We start from the raw sequence: 21,719 nt of genomic DNA on the forward strand, positions 1-21,719 counted from the left end.
CACTCCACCATGCTTCGATTCGAAAACCTCAGCAAACGCTTCGGCGGACGCGTCCTCTTTCAAGGGCTGCACTATGCATCGGGCGCGGGATGCGTCGCGCTCTGCGATGAAAACGGCAGTGGCAAGTCCACCTTGCTCGGCATTCTTGCCGGAACGATCGACGCCGACGACGGTGAAATATGGCTCGGTGGGCATTCGCTGCGTGCCGCGCCGCTAGAGGCGAAATCCGCCCTGGCGTATGTGCCCGACGATTGCATGGCGTATCCGTTTCAAACCGGCCGTGCGTTTCTCGAACTCGTGGCGTCCGCGAAAAAGACGACACTCGATACCCGCACGCTCGATCTCGCGGATCGCTTCGGCCTCACGCCGCATCTGGAGAAGCGTTTCGAGCAGATGTCCCTCGGCACCCGCAAGAAGTTTTTCCTGACGGCGACAGCGCTCGGCGATCCCGCCGTGATCATCGCGGACGAACCGGGCAACGGGCTCGACGCGGCCACGCGCGCCGTGCTGATCGATCTCTTCAAGACCTTGGCCAAAGACCGCGCCGTCTTTTTTTCGAGCCACGATCCGGCGCTGGTGCGAGCCTGCGAGGCAAAGATCACCACCTTTGCGGAGCTCGGATTCACCGTGTAAGCGGCTTTCTCAGCGCGCGGTCGGTCTTGATGACGCGTCCTGTGGTCGACATGAATTTCACGAAAGTGTCACAATTCGACCTTTGGGGACATTGTCTGACGAAAAGCACGGAGCTTCATCTTGATCAGCGACCTCGAACTCCTGTCGCGCCTGCTGATTGCGGCGCTCCTCGGCAGCGTGATCGGCTTTGAGCGCGAGCGCCTGAACTGGGCGGCCGGTCTGCGCACACACATGCTGGTGTGCGTCGGCGCCGCGCTGATGATGCTGGTTTCGGCGTTCGGTTTCGCCGACGTGCTGGGCGAAAAGAATGTCGTGCTCGATCCCTCCCGGGTCGCGGCCCAGGTCGTTTCGGGCATCGGCTTTCTGGGCGCGGGGTCCATCCTGCTGCGCGGCGAAGTCGTGCGCGGTCTCACGACCGCCGCGAGCCTGTGGTCGGTGGCCGGTATCGGTCTCGCGGTGGGCGGCGGCATGTACACGGCCGCCATCGGCGCGACCGTCATTATTCTGATCATTCTGGTGGGCGTGAAACCGCTGGAGCGGCGCTTCATTTCCGTGCGTCAGCAACGCAACATACAACTGCTGGTGGAGCGCGGTAGCGTCACGCTCGACTCGGTGCACGAGGCGCTCGGCTCGGGCAGCGTGCGCGTCAAGCAGTTCATCGTCCAGCAATCCGACGACGACGCCGATCTCGATGACGTGCAGATCGCGCTGTCACGCGTGAGCACGAGCGAATTCTCGGCGATCTGCTCACGGCTCGAAACCATGTCGGGCGTGCGCGAATGCCGCCGCGACAAGTAAGGTGAGTGACAGCCTTCACGTGAAGGGCCACGGCCCCTCCAACCGTGGCGGCCCAACTCACGCGCACCAAATCTCACATATTGGGGAAACTCCTGGACGATACAGATTAGTGGCGTCGATTTAACAAAGTTAGAATGATCGCTCTAGATCGATCGGCAGGGCGCTCCCGTGACCGGGTGTCCAGAAGCGCGCATGCCGAGGATCAAGCCGCAGTGGCAGCGGCAACGCTGGTTGGTGCCCCCCTGGAGCCAATTCGTGAGCATTCCTCAATACCTTTTGTTTGCCACGTCAGGCTCGGCTGTATTTCAGGTCCCGGCCATCCATCCTCTTGCGGGAGTCGGTCGTCATCGTGACAGGCGTTGCCTTGCGGCATGGCGCTATCCGATCGGCCGCTCCAGCGTGCTCGTGCCGCGCGTTACCACTTTCCTTTTCCAACCCCTGCATTGCGAGGGACTACCATGCTGAGCCCCCACGAACTTGCCACGTTGATGCTGGTAAAGAATGCGCCGGAGCGGATGGAGGTGGACCGCCTGGAACTCGGCGCCCTGCGCGAGCTTCAGTTGATTGAAATCGAACCCCATGAAGTGGGCCTGCCCGTGCCTCGCGTCACTGCGAGGGGAGACGCGATTTTGCGTGCGATTGCCCGCGCGTAACACGACGCGACGGGAGATCGACGGTCTCTCGCCGCGGCAGAGCGGATTCACGCCGGGTGCCGCTTGAAACGGGCGCCGGCGAACGGAGTGCAATTGGGGAGACTGACATGGACCAATCCTGGCTGGGTATGGCCGCCGGCGCCATTGTGCTTGTCATTGCGGCAGTCGGCGTCGTGGTCCACTATCGTCGCGAGCGCAGGCGCGCCGATCTTCTGCGCAATCTCGACCATCACGAATGGTGGCAACGGAACCGCTCACGCCGGTAGGCAAGATCAATACTGCTAATTAAAAAACAGGGAGAGCGATCGTGAGCTACGATTATTCGGAGCAGGATCTGGTGCATATCCGGCACGTCGTCGACCATCTCGAACATGAGGTCGAAGGCGCGCGCGTCGCGCAAAACGGCTCCATAGCGAGCCTGAACTACTGGCGCGCCAGGGTGACGACCATCCTCGCCACGCCGTCGCTGCCGATGCACGTCGAGAAGCAGGCGAGAGACCTGCTTGGCCGTCTGGACTGCCTGTGCGACGCGCGTCGTGGCGCGGGAACGGGTGGCAATGCCCGCTCGTTTTTCTCGGCGCACTGAGCGGCGGGGCAATGGTCGACTCGATACGCACGCACGTTCAAATCGATCACGCAAGCGTTGCCTCGAACACGCGCCGATAATTGCCGCCGAGCATCTGCTCGGTTTCCTGCTGCGAAAAGCCGGCCGCGCGAAGCGCCGCGCCCAAGGCCGGCAATTGCTCGTAGCGCTGGAATACGGGCGGCGAAATGAAACCGTACATGTCCGAACCGAGCCCCACGTGGTCGACGCCCACCACATCGGCCATTCTTCTGAAACCGTGCGCCATGGCCCCGAGGTCGTGGAACGTGCCGGAGCTCGGCCACACGCCGATCACGCCGCCCGTTTGCGCCACGGCGCGCGCATGGTCGGCCGTGATCAGCCGGCTGCGCGCGCCAGGATGGCTCGCGAGCGCCGTATGGGAGAGAACGAGCGGTTTCGTCGTGACCGCCGCCGCGCGTTTCACGAGATCGTAGGTGCCATGCGCCACGTCCACGACAATGCCCAGCGTGTTGCAGCGGCGCACGACGTCCGCGCCGAAATCGGTCAGGCCGCCGTGCACCGGCGCTTCGGTCTGGATGTCGCCGAGCTCGTTGACGCGATAGTGCGTCAACTGAAGATGCCTCAACTGATGTCGCGAGTAAGCCTCGTCCACGCGTTCCAGTTGGCCTTCGAGAAAATCCGCGCCTTCGGCCGCGATAATCACGCACGGCTTCTGGCCACCAACCGAAGCGAGCATGCTTGCGTTCGTCACGATGTCGAGTTGCTCGCGTTCAACCAGTGTTTTCGCGCGCGCGAACTCGATCTGGCCTAGCTGGTACAACTCGCCGGGCTGCGGCGTGCGCCACGCCTCGAAGCGTTTCCGGTCGGCGGACACGCGTGTGACGACGGTGTCCGTGACGATGGCGAGGCAGATGACGTTCATGCCGCCCGCGCGCATCGGCGCGCTCACCGGCGTGAGCGCCCGGCGCTCGCCAAGGGCGGGGTTGCGCGAAACGATCACATGTCCCGCGTGGCTGTGCATGTCGATCGTGAGCGCGCCCGTGGAGGCTTGCCAGGCGGACGGCGCGCTGTCGCTCGCCGCGGACGCGTGCTGCGTGTCCTGCGTGTCGGCATAGCGTGCAAAGCGTCCGGGCGCGCAGGCTGCGAGACCCAGTGCGGCCCCCGAGGCGAGGAATGCGCGCCGGCTCATTCCCGTTGCCGACGCGAGTGAGCCCGGCTGCTGCGGCACGCGTTGCGCGTCTTCGAGCCGATAACGCCAACCGGCCGGATCGTCGATCAGCCGTATCAACCGGCCGCTCAAGCGAACGGATTCGCGCTCGGGCACGAGAGGCGCGCGTGTCACGACTTCAATGCAACTGAAAGGATTCCGTGGCACGCAGCCGCCGCAACACGGCTCATCGGCGGCAAGAAGGAAATAGTCGGCGCTCGTGCTTGCCGGATCGAGTGGGATCATCCATCCGTCGATTTCCACGAGCGTGTCGTGCAATGCGTTGGCGGAGTCGTCGCGAATCGCGCTCCATACAGGCTGCGCGGACTGTGAAGGATCGGAAGAGTCGTCGGTTCGCATTGTCATTGTGATGATTCCGGCGGCCGGTATGGGCGACACCCGCGCGGGTTGTGTCATGCAATCGTAATCACTCGGGCACGCCGGGGAGTGGCCCTGTCCTGCGGCATGTTACGTCAGAAGCCCATCGTCAGGCGGCTGAATACCCGCTCGCTGGGCAGGCGCGAGCGCGATGACGAAACTCGCTTGCCAATATCTGCAATGTCAGATATATTCCGCATCAGATATCGAAATGGGTGAGTCGTGGCCGCTCTTCGACGCGTCACCTCGAACACGCCGCTTTCCAGATCGCGCCACACGGCCTCAGGCTCAGGGCCGCTTTTTTTGCCGAATTATCAGACAAGTCAGATAAATATTCGTGATTGACGGGACATTCGCATCCAGACGAGAGGACGTACCATGAATTCATCGATCAACCCAGGCGGCCCGGCGCAGCTGACCGGCGCGAAGTTCGCGCTCGGCACCTTCGCCGTGGCGCTCGCCACCTTCATGAACGTGCTGGACTCGTCGATCGCCAACGTCGCGATTCCCACGCTCTCCGGCAATCTCGGCGTGTCGATCGACGAAGGCACGTGGGTCATCACGCTCTTTGCGGCGGCCAATGCGGTGTCCATTCCGCTGACCGGCTGGCTTACGCAGCGCGTGGGCCAGGTCAAGCTGTTCGTCGGGGCGATTCTGCTGTTCGTGCTCTCGTCGGCCGCGTGCGGTCTCGCGCCGAACCTGTTGACGCTGCTGGTGGCGCGTATCGTTCAGGGCGCCGTGGCGGGGCCGCTGGTGCCGCTTTCGCAGGCCTTGCTGCTCGCTTCGTTTCCCAAGGAAAAGAGTTCGAACGCGCTGGCGCTGTGGGCGATGACCGCAACGGTCGGGCCGATCGCGGGCCCGGCGCTGGGCGGCTGGATCACCGACAGCTACAGCTGGTCATGGATCTTCTATATCAACGTCCCGGTCGGCCTCTTTGCCGCCGGCGTGGTGTGGGCGATCTATCGCGAACGCGAAACGCCCGCACGCAAACTGCCGGTCGACAAGGTCGGGCTGATTTCGCTCATCGCCTGGGTTGCGCCGTTGCAGATCATGCTCGACAAGGGCAAGGACCTCGACTGGTTCAGTTCGCCGGTCATCTGGGCGCTCACCGCCGTCGCGGCAGTGAGCTTCGTGTTCTTCCTCATCTGGGAATTGACTGAGGAACGACCGATCGTCAACCTGCGGCTGTTCACCAAACGCAACTTCCTGGGCGGCACGATTGCCATCTCGGTCGCATACGCGATCTTCTTTGCAAACCTCGTGATCCTTCCGCAGTGGATTCAGGGCTTTCTCGGCTATCGCGCCGTGGATGCGGGGCTCGTGACCGCGCCGCTCGGAATCTTCGCCGTGATCCTCGCCCCCGTGATGGGCAAGGTCATGCCGCGCATGGACCTGCGGGTGCTCGCCACGCTGGCATTCGCCGGCTTCGCCGCCGTGTTCTTCATGCGCTCGAACTACACGACCGGCGTGGATGCCTGGACGCTGATTTTGCCAACCCTGCTGCAAGGCATTCCAACGGCGCTGTTCTTCACGCCGCTCACCGGCATCATCCTGTCCGGCCTGCGGCCCGAGGAGATTCCGGCGGCCGCCGGTCTGTCGAATTTCGCGCGCATTTTCGCGGGCGCGGTGGGCACGTCACTGATGAGCAACGCCTGGAACGACCGCACGATCCTCCATCATGCGCGGCTCGCCGAGCAAACGAGCGTGGAGAATCCGGCGTTCACGGGCGCCATTGCGCACCTCCAGGCGACACTGGGCGGCGGCATACCCAAAGCCACGGCCTTTTACGAAAACGCGCTCAACGCGCAGGCCACCATGCTGGGCTTGAACGATATCTTCTGGATTTCAGCGGTGATCTTTGTCGTCATCATTCCGCTGATCTGGGTGACGCGGCCGGTGAAGGGCGGCGGCGCGGGCGCGGCTGCCTCCGGCGGCCACTGAGGACGGGGCGGCAGCGTGTTTTTTCTTGACAGTATCTGATAATGCAGATATTGTGAGACTCAATACGGAGGATGCCGCGATGGACCACTACACGCCGAAAAATTTCATGCTCACGGAAAGTGTCGGTTTCAGAATCGTCAAGGCGCGCAATCTGGTTGTCGCGGAGTTGGACACGGCGCTCAAGGACCTCGACATCACGAGCCAGCAAATGGGCATTCTGCTTTCGTTGAAGCAGCGTGTGGCGACCACGCCGTTCGAATTGTCGAAGCTGCTCGGCATCGACACGGGCCTGATGACGCGAATGCTGGACAAGCTCGAAACCAAGGGTCTGCTGGAGCGCTCGCGCGACGCGAACGACCGCCGCGTGGTCAATCTGAACCTCACCGCGCAAGGTCTGGAAACGGCGGCGCAGATCCCGGAAATCGCGCCGCATGTGTTGAACGCACGCCTGCACAAATTCACGAAGGCGGAGTTCGCCGAGCTCAATCGCCTGCTTCGCAAGTTCACCGGCGACTGAACGGCGCGGCCGTGGCGCCGCGCTTTTTTTCGACCATTAATCTGACATGTCAGAAAATGAAATCGCAGACTTCTAGATCAAGCATCGGTGCCCGCACGCTGAAGCGGGGCGTATCGGCCATCGCCATGGCCGTGCTCGCCGCCTGCGCGAACTACGCGGGCATCCACAGCGACAAGCAGATGGCCCAGCCGCAACACTTCGAGACGGCGCAGAGCCTGCCGCAAGAGCAGGGGCACTGGCCGTCCACCGATTGGGTCGACCAGTTCGGCGACGCGCAATTGAAGGCGTTGATTGCCGAGGCGCTGCAAGGCAGCCCGACGATCGAAGAGGCCAGGGCGCGAGTGGCCCAGGCCCAGGCGTACAGCGAAACCGCCGAGGCGGGCACGCTGCCGCGCGTCGACGCGAGCTATACCCTCACGCGCCAGCAGTACAGCAGCACGGCGCTGGTGCCCCCGCCGTATGCCGGCTCGTGGCAGACCGAGAACAAGGGCCTGCTCACCGCTTCCTACGATCTCGACCTGTGGGGCAAGAATCGCGAGGCGCTGAGGGCGGCGGTCTCGGAGGCGGCCGCGAGCGAGGCCGACGAGGAAGTCGTCAAGCTCACGCTGGACACGACGATTGCGCGCACCTACAACGAGCTGGCGCGGCTCTACGCGCTGCGTGACATCGCGCAGCAGGAAGTCGCGCGCCGCGAGCAGATCGACCGCATCACGGCGGGCCGGATTGCGACAGGGCTCGACACCGAAGTGGAGCGCAAGACCGCGCAGGCCAACCTGGCGACGAGCCGCTCACGCGTGAGCGCGCTCGACGGCCGCATTCTGACCACGCGCTATCAACTGGCGGCGTTGATGGGCAAAGGCCCCGACCGTGGCATCGCGATCACGCGACCGACGCTCGCCGTGGGCGACGACGTGCGCCTGCCCGACAACCTGCCCGCCGACCTGGTGAGCCGCCGCCCGGATATCGTCGCGGCGCGCTGGCGCGTGGACGCGATCACGCACGAGGTGAAGGAGGCGAAGGCCGAGTTCTATCCGGACATCAACCTGAGCGCGGCAATCGGTCTGGACGCGTTCGGCTTCGGCCGCTTCCTCACCGCCGCGAGCCGCACGGCCTCGGCGGGCCCGGCAATCCATCTGCCGATCTTCGACGGGGGCGAACTGCGCGCGCAATTGAAGGGCCGCTATGCTGAGTTCGACTACGCGGTGGCCGCCTACAACCAGACGCTCATTGGCGCGCTTAGCGGCGTGGCCACACAGCTCGCCCAGATCCGTTCGAGCGATGCGCAGCTCGTCGACGCACAAACCGCGCAGCAGGCCGCGCGCGACGCCGACCAGCTCGCCATCACGCAGTACAAGGGCGGCCTGACGAATCAACTGACCGTGCTCAACGCCGACGTCACGGCGCTGAATGCCGACGAAGCCATCACCAACCTGAAGATGGATCGCCGCGACCAGCAGATCGCACTGGCTTCCGCGCTGGGCGGCGGCTATGTCGACACGTCTGCCCATGCCGTCGTCGCCGCGCGTTGAGCGCCATGTTTGCAAACCCGTCAGGAGAACTGAAATGAGCGAAACGATCACGACCGAGCGCGATCCGGTGGATCAACTCGACGAGCCACAAGGCGGCGCGCAAGCGGCCCCCGCGCACGAGAACAAGGCGGCCACGCCCCCCGGCCGCCGCAAGCGCCTGATCGCGCTGCTCGGCGCCGCGACGCTGATAGCGTGTGCAGCATACGGCGCGTACTACTTCACGGATGGCCGCTTTCACGAAACGACGGACGACGCCTATGTGAGCGGCAATCTCGTGCAGCTTACGCCGCAAGTCACGGGCACGGTGGTTGCCGTGAACGCCGACGACACGCAGATCGTGAAGGCGGGCGACCCTGTCGTCACGCTGGACCCGGCCGACGCCAGAATCGCGCTGGCCGACGCCGAAGCGTCGCTCGGCCAGACCGTGCGGCGCGTGAGCGGCCTGTACGTCAACAACGACTTCTACGCGGCGAACGTGGCGCAACGCGCATCGGACCTCGCCCGCGCCAACGACGATTTGCGCCGCCGCGCGGCAGTCGCCGAGTCGGGCGCCGTTTCCGCCGAAGACATTGCCCACGCCCGCGACGCCGTGCAGGCCGCACAGGCCGCGCTCGACGCCGCCCGCCAGCAAGGAGCGGCGAATCATGCGCTGACCGACCGCACCTCGGTCGAACAGCATCCGGACGTCCAGGCGGCCGCCTCGAAAGTGCGCGCGGCCTGGCTCGCGTATGCGCGCGATACCTTGCCGGCGCCGGTCACAGGCTACGTGGCGCAGCGCCAGGTCCAGGTTGGCCAGCGCGTGTCGCCCGGCACGCCGCTCATGGCTATCGTGCCGCTCGACGGCGTATGGGTGGACGCGAACTTCAAGGAAGTGCAGCTCAAGCACATGCGCATTGGCCAGCCCGTTACGCTCACGGCGGATGTCTACGGCTCGGGCGTGAAGTATCACGGGCGTATCGCGGGCTTTTCGGCGGGCACGGGCAGCGCGTTCGCGACCTTGCCCGCGCAGAACGCCACGGGCAACTGGATCAAGATCGTCCAGCGCCTGCCTGTTCGGATCGAGCTCGATCCCCGCGAACTTGCGGCGCGGCCGCTGCGCATCGGTCTTTCCATGACGGTGGAGACGGATACGCGCGACGAGTCCGGCACACAACTCGCGGCGGCACAAAATACGCGCTATCGCACCGATGTCTTCGCGCAGTACGACGCGCTGGCCGATGGCGAGATCGAAAAGATCATCAAGCAGAACGAAATGGCGGCAGCCGTCACCGCCACGCAATCGGCAACGCGGGGTTCGGCAAGTGACGGTAAAGGAAAGAGCGTGCAAGCGTCGAACCTGCGCCAGACCCCACCCAGAAGAACGACCGAACCTGCAAGCGCAACATAACGACGATGGTGCGCGGCAGCAAATTCTGCATGATTTCGCACCGGCGCGGTGGGCAATCGCCGTATGCAGGATTCGCATGATGCATGCCGAAAATTGAATTGGCCACATCCGTGTCTTCCCATCAGAATGCATTCGACGCATTCGCAGGGAGACACGGATTTGACGCGACAGATCTACCTCAACGACCGCTTCGTACCGGAAGCCGAGGCGCGGATTTCCATATTCGACCGTGGCTTTCTGTTTGGCGACGGCGTGTATGAAGTCAGTGCCGTGATAGACCGCAGGCTGGTCGATAACGAACTGCATCTGGCCCGGCTCGAACGCTCTCTTGGCGAAATCGGCATCGCCATGCCGATGCAGCGTCACGCGATTGCAGACATCCAGGCCGAGCTGGTCCGGCGCAATCGCATTGAAGAAGGGGTCGTCTACCTGCAAGTGACGCGCGGCGTCGCGGAGCGTGAATTCACGTTTGCGCCCGGACTCGTGCCAACGTTCGTTGCCTTCACGCAGCAACGGCCCATTACCGGCGCGGTATCGGCGCGCGAAGGCGTGGCCGTGGGCATCGTGCCCGACCAGCGCTGGGCGCGCCGCGACATCAAGTCGGTGATGCTGCTCGCCCAGGTGCTCGCCAAACGCGACGTGCGGGAGCGTGGATTTCACGAAGCCTGGCTCGTGGAAGACGGCTACGTGACCGAAGGCGCATCGTCGACGGCGTATCTCGTCAACGCGCAAGGCGTGCTGGTTTCGCGCCCGAATTCACAAAGCGTGCTGCCTGGCTGCACGAAGGCCGCCATCTTGCAGATCGCCGGCGATGCAGGGTTACGCATTGAAGAACGACGCTTCACGGTTGAAGAAGCACAGGCCGCGCGGGAAGCGTTTCTCACCAGCGCGTCGAGCACCGTCACGCCCGTTGTCCAGGTTGAAAACGCGGTGATCGGCAACGGCCGTCCCGGACAACTGACGATGCGGCTTCAACAGATCTATCTGGAGCTGGCAACACGCGGGCCGGCTCTTTTCTAGCGGCTCGTCGCGCGCGCGCCAGGCAGTGGCACTACACCGTCGTACCGTCATTCAACCACGGTCAGAACAGGGGAATCTCATGAAACCAACCCGCAGACTGGGCCCGCTGCTCGCGGCCACCATCGCAGCAGGCAGCATGGCAATGGCGGCCGCGCCCGCGCACGCCGACGCCTCGTATGGCGATTGTCTCATCACCGGCGCGAAAGGCACCGACACGATCAAGCCCGCCGTGCCCGGCCAGCTCACCGTGGAGATCAATCTGCCGGCCGTGGGCGACTTCAACGGCGACACGCCCGATACCATCAAGGACGGTTTCGAATTCTGCATGGCCGCCAACATGGCGCATCGGCTGGGCCTCGACAAGCTCAAGCTCGTCAACGTGACATTCGACTCGATCGTTGCCGGGCAAACCAGAGACTACGACATCGCGCTCGCGCAGATCTCGGTCACCGAGCCGCGCAAGAAGGTCGTGGACTTCTCGGTGCCGTATCAGCAATCGGACTTCGGCGTCGCCTCACGCAAGAAAGACCCGGTGACCGAGCAGTCGATCAAGTCGAGCCGCATTGGCGTGCAGGCGGGCACGACGCTCGTCCAGTTCGTGCCCGAGAAGATCAAGGCGACCAACGTGCAGGTGTTTCCCGATACCTCGTCGATGTTCACCGCGCTCGTGGCGGGCAAAGTGGATGCGGTGCTCACCGACACGACGATCGTGCTCGGCCAGGTGGCCAACGCCCACGGGAAGCTCGAGATCGTCGGCCAGTATGTGTCGGGGCAGGAGACGGCCGGGGTCTATCCGAAGGGCTCGCCCAACCGGGCCTCGATCGACAAGGTGATGACCGACCTGAAGAACGACGGCACGCTCAAGAAGCTCGAAGCCACCTATCTCGTACCTCAATGGGGACGCTCACCGGCGTCGGTGGCTTTCTGGAAACCCTGACCGACTGACGGGAACCCCGACATGGACGCTACCGAATCCACTCTCACCAGCGATCGCGCGCGATCGTGGTACGCGATGAACCGGCTGCGCGTCCATCGCGGCCGGGGCATGCTCGCGCTCGCGGTGGGCGTGCTCGCATTCGCGCTCGTTGCGTTCACGGCGTACCACGTCACCCGCGTCGCGGTGTCGGCGGGCTGGCCGCCCGTTGCCGTGATGGCGGGCGCGGCGCTCGCCTGCGGTATCGCGTTTGCTTTGGGATGCAAGGCGCTGCAAGGGGTTCTGCTATCGGCGCGCGCCCAGCGCGCGGACGATATTTACGCCGCGCGCACTTGCGGCGCGCAGGCTTCCGATGCCTCGTGGCAGTCGTTCGCGTACTCCGCCGCGCTCGTCGGGGCCTGTGCGTTCGCATGGCTGCTCGTGGCCAACGACGCCGCCGTGAGCCGCACGTTCTTCGATGTCGGTCTCATCGTGCGATCGTCAAAGGCGATCCTGCTCGCCTTCGTGACCAACCTCGAAATTTTCGCGGTCTCGGCTGTGTGCATTCTCGTGTGGGCGCTGGCCATCGCAATCGCACGGACCTTGCCCGGCCGCGCGGGCAAGCCGATACGCACGCTCGCAATCGCCTATTGCGACCTCTTTCGCGGGCTGCCCGTCATCATCAACATCTATCTGATCGGCTTTGGTCTTCCGCTCACCGACTTGCCCGTGCTGCGCGATCTGTCGTCGAATACGTATGCGATTCTCGCGCTCACGCTCACGTATGGCGCCTACACTGCCGAGATCTATCGTGCCGGCATCGAATCGGTTCACCCCAGCCAGATTGCGGCGGCGCGTTCGCTGGGGCTCTCGTATCTGAAGACGCTGCGCTTCGTGACCGTGCCGCTCGCCGTGCGCGGGATCGTGCCGCCGCTGCTGAACAACATGATCAGCCTGCAAAAGGACACGGCGCTCGTCGCGATCATCGGGACCATCGACGCATTCAATCAGTCGAAGATCATCGCCAGCAACAATTTCAATCTTTCGGCGGTGACGACGGTCGCGATCGTCTTCGTGCTCGTCACGATTCCGCAGGCGCGCTTTGTCGACCGCCTGATCGAGCGCGATCGCCGACGCATGCGCGCGGGCATGTGAGCACGACCGGTGAGGACTACGCATGAAACTGATCGAAATCGATAACGTCACCAAGCGCTATGGCGCAACCGAAGTGCTCTCGGGGCTCTCGCTCGACGTCGACGCGCATCAGGTCGTCTGCCTGATCGGCCCCTCCGGTTGCGGCAAGTCCACGCTGCTGCGTTGTATCAACCAGCTCGAAAGCATCGATGGCGGGCGCATCACGCTGCATGGCGATCGCATCGACGGACGCGGCGTCAATCTCGACATGCTCCGCCGCGAAGTCGGCATCGTGTTTCAGGGGTACAACCTGTTTCCGCACATGAGCGTGATCGACAACGTGACGCTCGGGCCGATCCAGGTGCTTGGCATGGCGCCGTATGACGCCCGCGAGGCGGGCATGAGCCTGCTTGCGCGCATCGGGCTCGCGCACAAGGCGCAAGCGTTTCCCGACCGGCTTTCGGGCGGCCAGCAACAGCGTGTGGCGATCGTGCGCGCGCTCATGATGGACCCGACCGTGCTGCTGCTCGACGAAATCACCTCGGCGCTCGACCCCGAACTCGTTTCCGAGGTGCTCGACATCGTGCGGGACCTGGCGGCGAAAGGCATGACGATGGTGCTCGCGACGCACGAGATGGGTTTTGCGCGCGAAGTGGCGGACAAGGTGTGCTTTCTGCAAGGCGGCGTAGTCTACGAGTCGGGGCCGCCGCGGCAGATATTCGATGCGCCCGAAGGCGAAAAGACGCGCGTGTTTTTGCGCAGCATCGTCAAGGCCGGGCGGCTTTAACGCGTGAGCGGGGCGAAGGAGCGACGCAATGGGATGGGGAGCGAGAGAACGGGGCCTGGTGTGCGGCACGCTGCCGCCCGGACGCCTCAACGCGATCACCGACGTGCCAGGTGTGCGCGTGGGCCATCGCACGCTGCGCGAAGGTGCGGTCAACACGGGCGTGACGGCCATCTTGCCGCACGACGGCAATCTTTATCGGCGGGGCGTGCTGGCCGCGTCGCATGTGATCAACGGGTTCGGCAAGAGTGTCGGCCTCGTGCAGATCGAGGAACTCGGCGTGCTCGAAACGCCGGTGCTGCTCACCAACACGTTCTCGGTCGCAGCTTGCTCGCAGGCGCTGATTCGCGCGGCCATCGAGGCAAATGCCGATATCGGGCGCGCGACGGCCACCGTCAATCCGGTCGTGTGCGAATGCAACGACGGTCACTTGAGCGATATTCAGGCGATGGCGGTCAGCGAGGCGCACGCGCGGGAAGCCCTGCGCTCGGCTCATGCGGGCGCGGTCGAAGAGGGCAGCGTCGGCGCGGGAACCGGCATGGTCTGCTTCGGCTTCAAAGGCGGCATTGGCAGTGCGTCGCGCCAGTTCGTGCTGGGCGGTGAAACGCGGCACCTGGGCGTGATTGCGCTCACGAACTTTGGCAGGCCGGGCGATCTCGTGCTGCCGGGCGGCGCGCGTGCGCCGCATCCCGACGATGGCGGCGATGGTGAGCGAAGCGCGGTGGCCGAGAAAGGCTCGGTGATCGTGGTGATGGCGACGGATATCCCGCTGGACTATCGCCAGTTGTTGCGCGTGACACGCCGCTGCGGCGCGGGCCTCGCGCGCCTTGGCGCATTCTGGGGACATGGCAGCGGTGACATCGCGCTCGGTTTTTCGACGGCCGTAGCGTTCGACCACGACGAGGCGCGCGATTTCGTGCCTGCGCAGCGGTTGAACGAGGCGCGCATCGACCTGCTGTTCCAGGCGGCGGCCGAAGCGACCGAGGAAGCCGTGCTCAACGCGCTCTTCGCCGCCGAAGCGATCGAGGGTCGCGACGGTCATTATCGTCCCGCGCTCGCCACGCTGTTCGCCCCGCGAGTTGGCGATGCATAGTCCGCACTTCGAGTCCCTCACGAGCGTTGCGGCGCGCCTGAAGCGGCGCGAGATCACCTCGACGGCGCTCACGCGCGCACTGCTCGATCGCATCGAGTCCGTCAATCCCCGGCTGAACGCGTATTTGACGGTGACGGCCGACGAGGCGCTGGCCGCGGCGCGCGAGGCGGACGCGCAATGCGACGCGGGCAACTGGCGCGGCATGCTGCATGGCATACCGGTGGCGGTGAAGGACAACATCGCCGTGGCGGGCGTGCGGATGACCGCCGGCTCGGCGCTATGGCCGGATGAAACGCCCGCGCGCGACGCCGATGTGGTGGCGCGCCTGCGCGCGGCGGGCGCCGTTCTGCTCGGCAAGACTGCGATGCATGAGTTGGCGTACGGCACGACGGGCCTCAACGCGTTTTTTGGCGACACCGTGAATCCGTGGGGGCCGCGCCTCGATCCGGGCGGATCGAGCAGCGGCTCGGCCGTCGCGGTGGCGGCGGGGCTCGCCTTTGCCGCACTCGGCACCGATACGGCCTGCTCGATCCGCTATCCCGCGCATTGCTGCGGCGTGACGGGATTCAAGCCGACGCAACATGTCGTCAGCGCCACGGGCGTCGTGCCCCTCGTGCCCACGCTCGATCATGTGGGCTGGTTCACGCGCGGCATCGATGACAGCAAGGCGCTGTGGAACGCGCTCGGCGCGCAGGGTTCGAATGCGGCTGCCGATCTGCCGCTTGAATGCGCGCCGCGTATGGGTGTGCTCGCAAGCGGTTTCGCCAACGCCGAGCCCGACATCGCCCGCGCCGTTGAAGACGCGCTCGTGAAACTGGAGCGCGCGGGTGCCACGCTCGTTGAATGCGCAGATCCGCAGTGGGACGAAGCAGACGAGCTAACCCGTCTCCTCTTTCGCGAGGCGTGGCAGAGCTTCGCCGCACCGTTCAACACGCAGCCGGAGCGGTTCAGCGCCGAACTGCATGCGAAACTCGCTCGCAAGGCGACGATAGCGGAGGGCGAATGGCGCGAGGCGCTCCAGCGGCGCACGCGCTTCATCGAGCACATGGAGCGTATCGCCGGAAACGTCGACGTGATGGTGACGGCCTCGGCGCAAACGCTGCCTGCCTCGCTCGATGCGATTCCGCCAGATTACGACCAGCTGGCCTCGCGCAATGCGGCGTTGTTCAATCTGAGCGGGCAGCCGTCGCTCAGCATGCGCTGTGGCTTCGCGCGGGGGCGCTGGCCCGTGGGCCTGCTGGTTAGCGCGCGACGCGGCCACGACGCGCGGCTCTTTGCCGTCGCGCGCTGGATCGAGGCGCAGATCGCGCCACGGGGCGCAATGTCGACGTACGCTCCCGAATGAAACGATGCGGTGTCGTTATGCGCCGGCGTCCGCAGGGCGCAACGCCGCCCAGAACTCGTCGACAACGGGCCGCGTGGCGTCGGCGTTCCGGTAGATGCAGATATCGACGGTAAACCGCCATGCGGGATCGTCGCTCGCGGGCGACAGCGTGCCCGCGGCAAGTTCATCGCGGATCAGCGATTCAGGCAACCATGCCACGCCCCATCCGGCCATTGCCATCGCTTTCAGGCCCACGGCGATGGTATTTTCGTAGACGTCGTTGCGCTCGAACGCGGCCCGTTCACGAAAGAGCCGGGCGAGCGCGACGCCGAAGAACGAGTCTCCGCCGTAGCTCAGGTAGTCGAGCGCTGTGTGCTCGCTGATGGCGCGATCGAGCGGACGTTCGCGTGCAGGCGACGCGCAAACCGGCCACACCTGTTCCGTGCCGAGCACGTGCCGAGGAAAACGCGTCTGGTCGAGCAGCATCGGCACGGACTCGTGCGCGTAGGTCAGCAGGAAATCCACTTCGCCTTCGACCAGCGTATTGATGTTGTCCTCGATGCCGCCGTGATCCGGACAAAGACGCGGATAGAACGCGCTCATTTGCTCCGACACCTCGCACAACCACGCGGGGAAGAACGTCACGGCCAGCGTGTGCAATGCGGAGAACGTGAGCGTCGGCCTGATGTCGTGCGTACGCGCCTCGAAAAGCCGGCGCGTGGCGTAGAACGTCTCGATCGTTTCGCGCGCAACGGGCAGGAACAGGCGGCCGTCGCGCGTGAGCTCGGCCGGAAAGCTCACGCGGCTGACGAGGGTCGTGCCGAGCCACTGTTCGAGTTGCTTGATGCGTCGGCTGAAAGTGGACTGGGTGACGCAGCGTTCCTGCGCCGAGCGGGAAAAGCTGAGCGTCGTTGCGAGACTCACGAAGTCTTCCAGCCATTTCAGTTCCATATGTGGCGCCTCATCGCAAAGCCCCGCCGTTCGTTCTGGACCGTCACTCGCTGCGCCTAGACCGCGTCGACCACAAGACCCTGAGGATACGCCTGGCTCAGCGCCTCAAAGACCATTTCGCCGATGCCGGGCAGCACGGTGTCGTCGGCGGAAACGGCCTCGCCTTCGGTGAACACCGCGAGCGTGTAGCGCAGCCCTTCCGGCGTGGCGACATGCAGCGCGTCGTGGCGGCGGTAGCTTGCGAGCGGGTCGCGCGTCCAGCCTGTCCAGCCCGCCTTGGACCAGACCTTGACGCTCTCCGGCAGCCGCTCCCCGAGATAGCCGCTCACCTGCGCGCCCGGCGTGGCCGCGAACGCGGCGTCGCGCGGGCGCAGCAGCCGCTGCGCCATGCGCGCGCTGGCCTCGGCGCTCACCATTGCGCCGTCCATGATGCGCGCGAGCATCGAGGCGGCCGCGTTCGCGCTAAGGCGGTTGTGGTGGTTTTCGCCGCGCCATTTCACGAACTCCGCTTCACGGCCATAACGGTCGTCGTCCATGAGTTTCTGGGCAATGTTGATGCCCGAGAACTCATGGAGTCCTAATGACATGAGCCAAATGTTGATACGCTCACGGGCGGCGGCCCACTGCGCCATCACGTCGGGAGCAAGCTCGGTGTCGCCGGTCGTGCCAGTATAGTGGTCGATCAGGTAGTTCGTGGCGGTGTTGCTCGACCAGCGGATCATGTCGCGCATGGCGCGTTCGATCTCGGGCGTCGCCTCCAGTGCGCCTTCGGCGAGCGCGGCTTCGACGGCCGCCATGATAAAGACCTTCACGACGCTGCAAGGGTAGAACTGCGCATCGCCGCGCGAGGCATAGCCTCGCCATGCGAGCGGCGCGTGGCGACCGGTGCGGTCGTGGGCATGCACGAGCAGCGTGAGCGCGAAACGGTCCGCCGCGAGTCCGGCGCCGGCAAAGCGCTGCACGGCGTGACGCACGAGCGGGTCGCCGAGCGCGTCGAGGGTAGGGGTGCGTTCGAAGAGCATAGGGCGGTTCAGGAGTGACGATGCAGGTGGACCGGCGCGAGCGCCGCGCCGGTGGTGGAGAGCGGCCGGATGCAACGGACTTCGCGTAGTTCGCCCGGCTCGGCGGCCGGTGCGAGCGCAGGGCGCGCGGCGCGGCATGCGTCGACGGCGTGCGGGCAGCGCGAAGAAAAGCTGCATCCCGCGGGTGGATGGAGCGGGTCGGGCAACTCGCCCGTCACGCCGGGCGTGCGCTTGCGGTGCTTCGGGTCGGGCAACGGAATCGCATCGAGCAAGCCGTGCGTGTAGGGATGATGCGGCGCTTCGAACAGCGCGTCCGCCGAGGCGGATTCGAGCACTTCGCCCAGATACATCACCGTTACGCGGTCGCTGATATGGCGCACGACGTTGAGGTCGTGCGCGACGAACAGGATCGCAATGCCGAGCTTCGCACGCAGGTCTTCGAGCAGATTGATGATCTGCGCCTGCACCGAGGCGTCGAGTGCGGACACGGGTTCGTCGGCGATCAGCAGGCGCGGCTCGACTGCCAGCGCGCGCGCGATGCTCACGCGCTGGCGCTGCCCGCCGCTGATCGCATGCGGCATGCGCTCCTTGAGTTGCGGCGCGAGCCCCACCATGAGCAGCAGTTCGTCCACGCGCTCGCGTCGCTCGGCGGCACTCGCGGCGAGGCCATGCACGAGCAGCACTTCGTCGAGCATCTGGCCGAGCGTCATGCGCGGGTTCAGCGACGCATAGGGGTCCTGAAACACCATCTGGATGTTGCGCGCGCGGGCCTTGCGGTCGCCGCCCGCCGCCAGTGCGCGGCCTTCCCAGCGCAGCTCGCCGGAATCGGGCGCTTGCAGCCCCGCGATCGTGCGGCCGAGCGTGCTCTTGCCGCAGCCCGACTCGCCCACCACGCCGAGTATTTCGCCCGGCTTCACGGCGAGCGAGACATTGCGCAGCGCGTGCAGCTTCAGCGGCTTGCGCCCGCTCAGCAGGTCGCGCGCCGTGCGCGTCTGCCGAAACGTCACGCTGATGTCGCGGCATTCGAGCAGCGGCGCGAGCGCGGCCGCATTCGATGAAGGAAAGCTCGTGGTCATGCGATTTCCTCGATGCGGATGCAGGCGCTCGTATGCCCCTCTCCCACGCCGACGAAGGGCGGCTGGCCCTCGGCGCAGGCGGGCGCGGCGTGCGTGCAGCGCGGGTGAAAGCGGCAGCCCGCAGGGGGCGCGGCGAGGTCGGGCGGCGCGCCCGCGATGGGTTCGAGACGCCCCGCGCGCCGCGCATGGGCGGGCAGGGCGTTGAGCAGCGCGCGCGTGTACGGATGCGAGGGCCGCTCGAACAGCGCAACGGTCTCGGCGCGCTCGACAATGCGGCCCGCGTACATCACCGCCACCTGATCGCAGGTTTGCGCCACCACGCCCAGATCGTGGGTGACGAGCAGCACGGCCATGCCGGTTTCGTCGCGCAACTGCACGACAAGCTTGAGGATCTGGTCCTGGATCGTCACGTCGAGCGCCGTGGTCGGCTCGTCGGCGATCAGCAGCTTGGGGCGGCAGGCGAGCGCGATGGCGATCAGCACGCGCTGGCGCATGCCGCCGCTCAGCGCGTGCGGATAGTCGTGGATGCGCCGCTCGGGCGCGGTCACGCCCACCGACTTCAGCAGGTCGATGGCCTGCGTGCGCGCCTGGCGCGCCGTGAGCTTCCAGTGGCGGCGCAAGCCTTCCTCGATCTGCGCGCCCACGCGCATGGTGGGGTTGAGCGCCGTCATCGGGTCCTGGAAGATCATCGCGATCTCGCGGCCGCGAATGTCGGCCAGCGTGCGATCGGACGCGCCCACCAGCTCGCGGCCCGCGAAGTTGAGCGAGCCTTCCGTGCGCAGCGGCCGCGCGCCGCCGAAAAGCTGCACGAGCGAGCGGCACGTCACGCTCTTGCCACTGCCCGATTCGCCCACGAGGCCGAAAATCTCGCCGGGGCGCACGCTGAAGCTCACGCCGTCCACGGCGGCCACGGTGCGCTGCGCGTCGCCGAAGCTCACGCGCAGGTCGCGCACGTCGAGCAGCACGTCATTGTTGTCGATGCGGGTTTCGGGCGTCATCGCTTGGGCCTCAGCAGGTCGTCGAGCCCGTCGCCGATCAGCGTGAACGTCATGCCGATATAAACGATCGCAAGCCCTGGGAAAACGGAGATCCACCAGCCGTCCTGAATGAAGGTGCGGCCCTCCGAGATCATGATGCCCAGCTCGGGCGTAGGCGGCTGGATGCCGAGACCGAGAAAGCCGAGCGAAGTGACGGCGAGTATCGTCAGGACGACATCGGACATCATGAACACGATGGCGGGGGTGATGACATTGGGCAGCACGTGGCGCAGCATGATGCGCGCGTTGCTGTAGCCGAGCACGCGCACGGCCTGGGTGTATTCGAGGCGGCGCACGAGCAGCACCTCGCCGCGCACGATGCGCGCGAACGAGATCCACACCACGAGCGAGAACGCGAGATACATGTTGCCCGTGCCGGGCCCGAGCGCGCCCACGATGCTGATGACGAGCACATAGAACGGAAACGCCCAGAGAATATCGACGAGGCGCATGATCACGCGATCGACCCAGCCTCCGAAGTAGCCGGACACGAGCCCGACGGCCGTGCCGATCACGAACGGCAGCGCCACGCAGATGGCCACGACCACGAGGTCGGTGCGCAGCCCGGCGAGCACGCGCGCCAGCACGTCGCGGCCGAGTTCGTCGGTGCCGAGAAGGCTGCCCGCGCCGGGCGCCTGGAGCGACTGGCCCAGATCGACGGCGAGCGGGTCGTGCGCGGCGAGCGCGGGGCCGAACAGCGCGGCGAATATCAGCAGCGCGAGCATCGCGAGGCCCACGCGCAGGCTGTGGCCGCGCGTGGCGCGGCGCGCGAGGCGGAAAGTGGCGGCGAGCATCATGACAGACTCACGCGCGGATCGATCAGCGAGTACGCGACGTCCGCCAACAGGTTGATGATGACGACGAGCACCGCGAACACGACGGTCAGGCCTTGCACCATCGGATAGTCGCGCGTGCCGATCGAGGAGACGAGCAGCGACCCCAGGCCCGGAATGCCGAACACCGTTTCGATCACGACCGTGCCGCCGATCACCCAGCTCGTATGCACGGCGAGCACGGAGATCGTGGACATGAGCGAATTGCGGAACACGTGCTTCCACAGGACGCTGGCGTTGCGCAGCCCCTTGGCGCGCGCGGTGTCAACGAAGTCGGCGCCCAGCACCGCGATCACCGAACTGCGCAGCGACTTGATGGTGAGCGCGGCGGTGCCGAGCGCGATGACGGCCGAGGGCAGCACGAGATGCCAGAGGTGGCTGACCCAGCCTTCGCCATAGCCCGACACCGGGAAGAGCGGCCAGTGAATCGACAGCAGCAGCACGAGCAGGATGCCGAGCCAGAACGGCGGCATGGAGAGCGCCACGACGAACACGAGCTTTACGCCATGGTCGAAGAGGCCGCCACGCTTGAGCGCCGTGAGCATGGCGAGCGGCACCGTGAGCGCAAGCGCCATGAGCGTGCTCACGCCCACGAGCGCGAGCGTGGGGCCGAGACGCGCCAGCACGAGCGGCGCGACGGCGCTGCGATAGGCGATGGACTGGCCGAAGCTGCCGCGCAGGATGTCCGCGAGAAACGACAGGTATTGCTGCCACAGCGGCCGGTCGAGACCCAGTTGCGCGGTGAGGTTGGCGATATCGGCCGCGGTGCCGCGGCTGCCCAGCATGAGCGTGGCGGGGTCGCCGGGCAGCGCGCGCAGCAGCAGGAAGGCGATGACCGTGATGCCGAGCAGCACCGGCACCAGCTGGATCACGCGCGACACGCAGAATGCGACGAGTTTCATGACGGTTTCCGGTGAAGGCCCG

22 protein-coding genes are annotated in these 21,719 nt (G+C 65.6%); 15 read left to right on the top strand and 7 right to left on the bottom strand.

Annotation, left to right across the window (positions count from 1 at the left end; genetic code table 11):
* The first annotated feature begins 9 nt into the window (after positions 1–9).
* The 5 genes from C7402_RS23705 to C7402_RS23720 all read left to right on the top strand — a co-directional run bounded on the left by C7402_RS23705 (position 10) and on the right by C7402_RS23720 (position 2,670).
* Positions 10–633: an ABC transporter ATP-binding protein gene (locus tag C7402_RS23705; RefSeq protein ID WP_112174126.1), complete on the top strand. Its 624-nt coding sequence runs from the start codon at positions 10–12 to the stop codon at positions 631–633.
* 120 nt (positions 634–753) lie between these two features.
* Positions 754–1,431 (top strand): MgtC/SapB family protein, encoded by a 678-nt coding sequence (locus C7402_RS23710; RefSeq protein WP_112174125.1) that lies wholly within the window; start codon positions 754–756, stop codon positions 1,429–1,431.
* 458 nt (positions 1,432–1,889) lie between these two features.
* Positions 1,890–2,084 (top strand): hypothetical protein, encoded by a 195-nt coding sequence (locus C7402_RS23715; protein ID WP_112174124.1) that lies wholly within the window; start codon positions 1,890–1,892, stop codon positions 2,082–2,084.
* Between the two features lie 107 nt (positions 2,085–2,191).
* Positions 2,192–2,350: a hypothetical protein gene (locus tag C7402_RS47040; RefSeq protein WP_165841971.1), complete on the top strand. Its 159-nt coding sequence runs from the start codon at positions 2,192–2,194 to the stop codon at positions 2,348–2,350.
* Positions 2,351–2,391: 41 nt separating this feature from the next.
* Positions 2,392–2,670: a hypothetical protein gene (locus C7402_RS23720; RefSeq protein WP_112174123.1), complete on the top strand. Its 279-nt coding sequence runs from the start codon at positions 2,392–2,394 to the stop codon at positions 2,668–2,670.
* A gap of 46 nt (positions 2,671–2,716) precedes the next feature.
* Here C7402_RS23720 and C7402_RS23725 read toward each other — a convergent pair whose 3' ends face one another.
* Positions 2,717–4,222 carry a dipeptidase gene (locus C7402_RS23725; protein WP_116612361.1) on the bottom strand — a complete coding sequence of 502 codons (1,506 nt, stop codon included), beginning with the start codon at positions 4,220–4,222 and terminating at the stop codon, positions 2,717–2,719.
* A 390-nt stretch (positions 4,223–4,612) separates the two neighbouring features.
* Here C7402_RS23725 and C7402_RS23730 point away from each other — a divergent pair, with 390 nt between their 5' ends.
* The 10 genes from C7402_RS23730 (at position 4,613) to C7402_RS23775 (ending at position 15,897) form a co-directional block, all read left to right on the top strand.
* Positions 4,613–6,175 carry a DHA2 family efflux MFS transporter permease subunit gene (locus tag C7402_RS23730; protein ID WP_112174121.1) on the top strand — a complete coding sequence of 521 codons (1,563 nt, stop codon included), beginning with the start codon at positions 4,613–4,615 and terminating at the stop codon, positions 6,173–6,175.
* Positions 6,176–6,254: 79 nt separating this feature from the next.
* Positions 6,255–6,692, top strand: coding sequence for a MarR family winged helix-turn-helix transcriptional regulator (locus tag C7402_RS23735; RefSeq protein ID WP_112174120.1), 438 nt, complete (start codon positions 6,255–6,257; stop codon positions 6,690–6,692).
* 56 nt (positions 6,693–6,748) lie between these two features.
* On the top strand, positions 6,749–8,221 hold the full coding sequence (locus tag C7402_RS23740) for an efflux transporter outer membrane subunit (RefSeq protein WP_116612405.1): 1,473 nt from the start codon (positions 6,749–6,751) through the stop codon (positions 8,219–8,221).
* Positions 8,222–8,255: 34 nt separating this feature from the next.
* A complete protein-coding gene (locus C7402_RS23745) occupies positions 8,256–9,608 on the top strand; it encodes an HlyD/EmrA/EmrK family protein (RefSeq protein WP_116612362.1) in 1,353 nt (450 codons plus the stop codon).
* A gap of 159 nt (positions 9,609–9,767) precedes the next feature.
* Entirely contained in the window at positions 9,768–10,628 is an 861-nt protein-coding gene (locus tag C7402_RS23750) for a D-amino-acid transaminase (protein WP_116612406.1), read from the top strand.
* A 79-nt stretch (positions 10,629–10,707) separates the two neighbouring features.
* On the top strand, positions 10,708–11,565 hold the full coding sequence (locus C7402_RS23755; RefSeq protein ID WP_116612363.1) for an ABC transporter substrate-binding protein: 858 nt from the start codon (positions 10,708–10,710) through the stop codon (positions 11,563–11,565).
* 21 nt (positions 11,566–11,586) lie between these two features.
* Positions 11,587–12,696: an amino acid ABC transporter permease gene (locus C7402_RS23760; protein ID WP_116612364.1), complete on the top strand. Its 1,110-nt coding sequence runs from the start codon at positions 11,587–11,589 to the stop codon at positions 12,694–12,696.
* A gap of 28 nt (positions 12,697–12,724) precedes the next feature.
* Entirely contained in the window at positions 12,725–13,462 is a 738-nt protein-coding gene (locus C7402_RS23765; protein WP_208948986.1) for an amino acid ABC transporter ATP-binding protein, read from the top strand.
* Between the two features lie 28 nt (positions 13,463–13,490).
* A complete protein-coding gene (locus C7402_RS23770; protein WP_116612366.1) occupies positions 13,491–14,552 on the top strand; it encodes a DmpA family aminopeptidase in 1,062 nt (353 codons plus the stop codon).
* Positions 14,545–15,897: an amidase gene (locus tag C7402_RS23775; protein WP_116612367.1), complete on the top strand. Its 1,353-nt coding sequence runs from the start codon at positions 14,545–14,547 to the stop codon at positions 15,895–15,897. The genes C7402_RS23770 and C7402_RS23775 overlap by 8 nt, the downstream gene beginning before the upstream one ends.
* Before the next feature lie 15 nt (positions 15,898–15,912).
* On the opposite strand, the gene C7402_RS23780 is transcribed toward C7402_RS23775, so the two are convergent.
* The 6 genes from C7402_RS23780 to C7402_RS23805 are packed head-to-tail and all read right to left on the bottom strand — an operon-like array spanning position 15,913 to position 21,697.
* Positions 15,913–16,827: a LysR family transcriptional regulator gene (locus C7402_RS23780; RefSeq protein ID WP_116612368.1), complete on the bottom strand. Its 915-nt coding sequence runs from the start codon at positions 16,825–16,827 to the stop codon at positions 15,913–15,915.
* 56 nt (positions 16,828–16,883) lie between these two features.
* Positions 16,884–17,849 (bottom strand): serine hydrolase, encoded by a 966-nt coding sequence (locus C7402_RS23785; RefSeq protein ID WP_165841973.1) that lies wholly within the window; start codon positions 17,847–17,849, stop codon positions 16,884–16,886.
* 8 nt (positions 17,850–17,857) lie between these two features.
* Positions 17,858–18,925, bottom strand: a complete 1,068-nt coding sequence (locus tag C7402_RS23790; RefSeq protein ID WP_116612370.1) for an ABC transporter ATP-binding protein — start codon at positions 18,923–18,925, stop codon at positions 17,858–17,860.
* Positions 18,922–19,923 carry an ABC transporter ATP-binding protein gene (locus tag C7402_RS23795; protein ID WP_112174110.1) on the bottom strand — a complete coding sequence of 334 codons (1,002 nt, stop codon included), beginning with the start codon at positions 19,921–19,923 and terminating at the stop codon, positions 18,922–18,924. Before C7402_RS23795 ends, C7402_RS23790 begins: the two co-directional genes overlap by 4 nt.
* Positions 19,920–20,759, bottom strand: coding sequence for an ABC transporter permease (locus tag C7402_RS23800; RefSeq protein ID WP_116612371.1), 840 nt, complete (start codon positions 20,757–20,759; stop codon positions 19,920–19,922). Before C7402_RS23800 ends, C7402_RS23795 begins: the two co-directional genes overlap by 4 nt.
* Positions 20,756–21,697, bottom strand: coding sequence for an ABC transporter permease (locus C7402_RS23805; protein ID WP_112174108.1), 942 nt, complete (start codon positions 21,695–21,697; stop codon positions 20,756–20,758). Before C7402_RS23805 ends, C7402_RS23800 begins: the two co-directional genes overlap by 4 nt.
* Positions 21,698–21,719 lie beyond the last annotated feature (22 nt).

Origin of the sequence: Paraburkholderia unamae (assembly GCF_003096875.1) — a bacterium.
Taxonomy (GTDB): domain Bacteria; phylum Pseudomonadota; class Gammaproteobacteria; order Burkholderiales; family Burkholderiaceae; genus Paraburkholderia; species Paraburkholderia unamae.